At 49.0% G+C, this 6920-nt stretch carries 1 protein-coding gene; it reads left to right on the top strand.

Annotated elements, in window-relative coordinates:
• Positions 1-6920: hypothetical protein (locus WC359_14150; protein MFA5401587.1), on the top strand; the 6920-nt coding region annotated here is incomplete at both ends.

The following is a 6920-nucleotide window of genomic DNA, read 5'->3' as shown; positions in this document are numbered from 1 at the left end:
CATTAAGTGGACCAATACGAATGCGGACGCAACTGGTGCTGATACCCAGACCGCATGGGTCGACAATATCAACATAACCCTAAATGCAGAGACGGAACCGTTCGATTATCCTGCTGATACAACCCTTACGCTGCCTGCTGAATACACAACTGATACATGGATAAACCAGAATACGGTGGCTTACGGCGGAGTAGGGTTCGCAGCCAAAGCAGGCGCTGTGTATAACGCTACCACTACATATATGCAGAGACATCTGAACTTGACCTCTGCCCAGACAGATGGAATGCTTAACTTTATATGGAAAACATCTGATGGCGTAGGCAAGTCCATGACAGTAGAAGTATATGATGCTACTAATAACCTGATAGCCCAAACTTCAATAACGGGCGGAGTAGATTGGCAGGCAATTACTCCTATCGCATTAGCAAAAGGCCAGATATATACGGTCAAATGGATATACACCAATACAGAAGCCACAGGTGATGATACCCAGACCGCATGGGTCGATAATATCAATGTAGCATTAAATTCAGAGACGGAACCGTTCGATTATCCTGATAATACAACAGTTGCATTGCCGGCTGCCTACACCACTGACTCATGGGTCGATCAAAATGCCGTAGCTTACGGTGACAGCGGATTTGCGGCAAGGGCAGGAGCCGTATACAACGGTACCACCACATATATGCAGAGGATCGTGAACCTGACCGCTGCAGAGACCGATGGCAAGCTGAACTTTGTATGGAAAGCATCCGATGGCGCAGGCAAGGCCATGACATTAGAGATATACGATGGCCTTAACAACCTGGTGGCCCAGACATCTATAGCCGGCGGCACCGACTGGCAAGCAATCGATCCTATTACATTAGCAAAAGGCCAGAACTACATTATTAAGTGGATATACGTCAATACGGAGGCTACAGGCGATGACGCCCAGACCGCATGGGTAGATAATATTAATATAACTCTCAATCCAGAAACAGAACCGTTTGAGTATCCTGCAGATACTATCCTTGCGCTGCCTACTGAATATACAACTGATGTATGGATCAACCAGAATACAATAGCTTACGGTGGAGTAGGGTTCGCCGCGAGGTCGGGAGCCGTATACAACGGCGCTACAACATACATGCAAAGAACCGTTGACCTGGCACAGTCTACTATGGACGGAACGCTCAACTTTATGTGGAAGACATCCGAGGGCGCAGGCAAAGCCATTACAGTAGAAGTATACGATAGCCTGAATAACCTAATAGGCCAGGTCTCAATAGCCGGCGGCACCGACTGGCAAGCAGCTGATCCTATTATATTAGCTAAGGGCCAGGTTTATACGATTAAGTGGACATACACCAATACAGATGCTACAGGTGATGATACCCAAACCGCATGGGTCGACAATATAAATGTGATGCTAAACGCAGAAGCAGAGCCGTTCGATTATCCTGCTAATACAATAATTAACCTACCGGCTGAATATACCACTGATACCTGGGTCGACCAGAATGTATTAGCTTACGATGATAGCGGATTCGCGGCACAGGCAGGGGTTGTATATAACGGCGCCACCACATACATGCAGAGACAGGTGAATCTAACCGGTGCCCAGAGCGATGGAAACCTCAACTTTGTATGGAAGACATCTGACGGCGCAGGCAAGGCCCTTACGGTTGAAGTGTATGATAGTACCAATAATCTTATAACCCAGCAAACTATAGCCGGTGGAGCAGACTGGCAGCAGGCTGAAACCATAACATTAGCTAAGGGCCAGACATACACGGTTAAATGGATATATACGAATGCGGAAGCCACAGGTGATGATACCCAGACTGCATGGGTCGATAGTATCAATGTAACGCTTGATGCGGCGACAGAGCCGTTCGATTATCCTGCTGATACGACCCTTACGCTGCCTCCCGAATATACTACTGATTCATGGGTCAACCAGAATACCCTGGCTTACAACGGAGTAGGATTCGCAGCCAAGTCAGGAGCCATATATAATGGAGCTACTACATATATGCAGAGAACAGTTGATCTGTCTCAGGCTGCTATAGATGCAATGCTCAACTTTGTATGGAAGACATCTGACGGCGCAGGCAAGGCCCTTGCAGTAGAAGTATATGACAGCATGAATAACCTGGTAGCCCAGACATCTATAGCTGGCGGCACCGACTGGCAGGCAGCTGATCCTATCACATTAGCTAAGGGCCAGGTTTATACGATTAAGTGGACATACACCAATACAGAAGCTACAGGCGATGATACCCAAACCGCATGGGTCGATAATATCAATGTAACGCTCAAGGCAGCCGGGGAAATATTCGATTATCCTGAGAATACGACCATTACACTGCCTGTTGAATACACCACTGATACATGGGTCAACCAGAACATATTGGCTTACGGAGACGTAGGGTTCGCAGCCAAGGCAGGCGCTGTATATAATGGCGCCACTGCATACATGCAGAGACAGCTTGACCTTACCGAAGCCCAGAGTGACGGGAACCTCAACTTTGTATGGAAGACATCCGAGGGCGCAGGCAAGGCCATTACAGTAGAAGTATACGATAGCCTGAATAATCTAGTAGGTCAGGTATCAATAGCCGGCGGCACCGACTGGCAGGCCATTAGTCCTATAGCTCTTGCTAAAGGCCAGATCTACACGGTTAAGTGGACCTATACCAATACAGAAGCCACTGGCGATGACACCCAGACCGCATGGGTCGACAATATCAATGTAGTGCTTAATGCGCAGACAGAGTTGTTTGATTATCCTGCTAATACGACAGTTGCGTTGCCGGCTGCCTATACCACCGATTCATGGGTCGACCAGAATATTATTGCTTATGGCGATACAGGATTCGCTGCGCAATCAGGGGCAGTATACAACGGCGCCACCACATACATGCAGAGACAGGTGAACTTGACCACTACAGAAACAGACGGGCAACTCAGCTTTGTATGGAAGGCATCGGAAGGCGCAGGCAAGGCCATGACAGTGGAGGTATATGACAGCTTTAATAATCTTATAGCGCAGCAGACAATAGCCGGCGGCACCGACTGGCAGACCATCACTCCTATTACATTAGCCAAAGGCCAGGCCTACACTATTAAGTGGACCTATACCAATACAGAAGCTACGGGTGACAGCGCCCAGACGGCGTGGGTAGATAATATCAATATAACTCTCGACACAGAAGAACAGTCGTTCGATCATCCTGCCAATACGACAATCGCGTTGCCGGCAGAATATACCACCGATTCATGGGTCGACCAGAATGCATTGGCTTATGGCGATATAGGATTTGCCGCCCAGGCAGGTGCTGTATATAGCGGCGCCACTACATATATGCAGAGACAGATAGATCTTGTCGCAGCCCAGAATGATGGAAATCTCAACTTTGTATGGAAGACATCTGATGGCGCAGGTAAGGCCCTTACAGTAGAGGTATATGACAATCTGAATAACCTGGTAGCCCAGGCCTCTATAGCCGGTGGAGCAGATTGGCAGACCATCAGTCCTATTACATTAGCTAAGGGGCAGGTCTATACGGTCAAGTGGATATATACCAACACAGAAGCCACGGGCGACGATACCCAGACTGCTTGGGTTGACAGTATCAATGTAATGCTTAACACAGAAGAACAGTCGTTCGATCATCCTGCCAATACGACAATTGCATTGCCGGTTGCCTATACTACTGATCTGTGGGTTAGTCAGAATACGCTGGCTTACGGCGATACAGGATTCGCTGCTAAAGCAGGGGCTGTATACAACAGCGCCACAGCATATATGCAAAGGACCATCGACCTTTCACAGGCTGCCTTAGACGGTCAACTTAACTTTGTATGGAAGACATCCGAGGGCGCAGGTAAGGCCCTTACAGTAGAAGTGTACGATAGCCTTAATAACCTGGTAGCCCAGACATCCATAGCCGGCGGAGTAGATTGGCAGACCATCACTCCTATTACATTAGCCAAGGGCCAGGTCTACACAATTAAGTGGACCTATGCCAATACAGAAGCCACTGGCGACGACACCCAGACCGCATGGGTCGATAATATCAATGTAACGCTCAATGCGGCCGGTCAATCTTTCGATTATCCTGCCAATACGGCCCTAACGCTGCCGATCGAATATACTACTGATTCATGGGTCGAGCAGAATACATTAGCTTACGGCGGGGCAGGGTTTGCCGCCAAAGCAGGGGCAGTATACAACGGCGCCACCACATACATGCAAAGGCAGATCGACCTTACTACTGCCGAGATCGATGCCAAGCTGAACTTCCTATGGAAAACATCTGACGGAGAAGGTAAAGCCCTTGCAGTAGAAGTATACGATAGCCTGAACAACCTCGTAGCCCAGGCTTCGCTAGCCAGCGGCATGGATTGGCAGGCAATCAGTCCTATCACATTAGCAAAAGGCCAGATATATACTGTAAAATGGATATATACCAATACAGAAGCCACAGGTGACGATACCCAGACCGCATGGGTCGACAATATCAATATAAGCCTTAATACAGAAACAGAGTCATTCGATTATCCTGCCAATACGACTATTACTCTGCCGGTCGAATATGCCACTGACTCATGGGTCGACCAGAATATTACAGCTTATGGAGATACAGGTTTTGCCGCCAAGTCAGGGGCTGTATACGATGGCGCCACCACATACATGCAGAGACAGGTCGACCTTACCGTAGCCCAGAACGATGGAATACTCAACTTTGTATGGAAAACATCAGAAGGCGCCGGCAAGACCATGACAGTAGAGATATATGACGGCCTGAATAGCCTGATAGCCCAGCAATCCGTCACAGGCGGCATGGATTGGCAGGCGATCAGTCCTATCACATTAGCAAAAGGCCAGATATATACTGTAAAATGGATATATACCAATACGGAAGCCACGGGCGATGACGCCCAGACCGCATGGGTCGACAATATCAATGTAGATCTTGCTACAGAAACAGAGTCATTCGATTATCCTGCCAATACGACTATTACTCTGCCGGTCGAATATGTCACTGACTCATGGGTCGACCAGAATATTACAGCTTATAGGGATACAGGTTTTGCCGCCAAGGCAGGAGCTGCATACAATGGCGCCACCACATACATGCAGAGACAGATGAACCTGACTTTTGCCGAGAAAGACGGAAAACTCAGTTTCGTATGGAAGACATCAGAAGGCGCCGGCAAGACCATGACAGTAGAGGTATATGACAGCCTGAATAACCTGGTGGCCCAGGAAACAATAACAGGCGGCACCGACTGGCAGGCAATTGATCCTATTACATTAGCTAAGGGCCAGACATACACGGTCAAGTGGACCTACACCAATACGGAAGCAACAGGCGATGACGCCCAGACCGCATGGGTCGACAATATCAATGTAACGCTTGATCCTAAACTTCACCAGTTCGAATATCCTGCCGGAGTATCTATTACGTTGCCGGCTGTCTACACCACTGATTCATGGGTAGACCAGAATACGGTAGCATACGGCGAGACAGGCTTTGCCGCCAAGGCAGGAGCTGTATACAGCAGCGCTACCACATATATGCAGAGACAGGTGAATCTCACTACAGCCACAACCGATGGCCATCTGAACTTTGCCTGGAAGGCATCCGATGGCGCAGGCAAAGCTCTTACTGTAGAAGTATATGACAGCCTGAACAACCTGGTGGCCCAGGAAACAATAACAGGCGGTACTGACTGGCAGGATGCCGCCACCATAACATTAGCCAAGGGCCAGGCATATACGGTTAAATGGATATACGCAAATACGGCAGCTACAGGCGATGACGCCCAGACCGCATGGGTCGACAATATTAAATTAACATTGGCCCCGGAGACAGAGTGGTTTGATTATCCTCCTAATACGACAATTACATTGCCGGCCATTTACACTACTGACTCATGGGTCGACCAGAACACGATAGTTTACGGCGAAACAGGCTTTGCCGCCAAGGCAGGAGCTGTATACAGCGGCGCTTCCGCATATATGCAGCGGACCGTTGACCTGTCACAGGCTACAACAGACGGAACCCTGAGCTTTATCTGGAAGACATCCACGGGAGACAAACAATTAAAGGTAGAAGTATATGACAGCCTGAACAACCTGGTCGGAGAGCAGACAGTAGCCGGCGGAGTAGATTGGCAGCAGGCGTCGGTCAGTGTTACAAAAGGCCAGGTCTATACAATTAAATGGATATATGTTAATAACGAAGCAACAGGCGATGACGCCCAGACCGCATGGGTGGATGATTTCAAGGTTATCCTAAATGTTTCCGAAGCATTCGATCGTCCCTCCAATACAGTCATTGCGCTGCCCAGTGTCTATACCACTGATTCATGGGTAGACCAGAACACGGTAGCTTACGGCGGAGTAGGGTTCGCCGCCAAGGCAGGAGCGGTATACAGCGGCGCAACCACGTATATGGAAAGGACCGTTGACCTGTCACAGGCTTCCACAGATGGAACGCTGAACTTTAACTGGAAGACATCTACTGGAGACAAGCAATTAAAGATAGAGATATATGACAGCCTCGATAACCTGGTCAGCGAGCAGACAATAGCCGGCGGAGCGGACTGGCAGGCCGCTACGGCCATAGCTTTGGCAAAAGGCCAGACCTACAGGATCAGGTGGACATACATTAATAACGAAGCAACAGGCGATGACGCCCAGACCGCATGGGTGGATGATATCAAAGTAGCATTACAGGGACAAGCTCAGGTATTTGATTATCCTGCTGACACGACCCTAACGCTGCCCAGTGTCTACACCACTGATTCATGGGTAGACCAGAACACGGTAGCTTACGGCGGAGTAGGGTTCGCCGCCAAGGCAGGAGCGGTATACAGCGGCGCAACCACGTATATGGAAAGGACCGTTGACCTGTCACAGGCTT

This window comes from Dehalococcoidia bacterium (genome assembly GCA_041653995.1).
GTDB lineage: Bacteria > Chloroflexota > Dehalococcoidia > GIF9 > UBA5629 > CAIMUM01.
The sequence above is the reverse complement of the archived record's forward strand: the minus strand, read 5'-3'. Positions and strand labels throughout refer to the sequence as shown.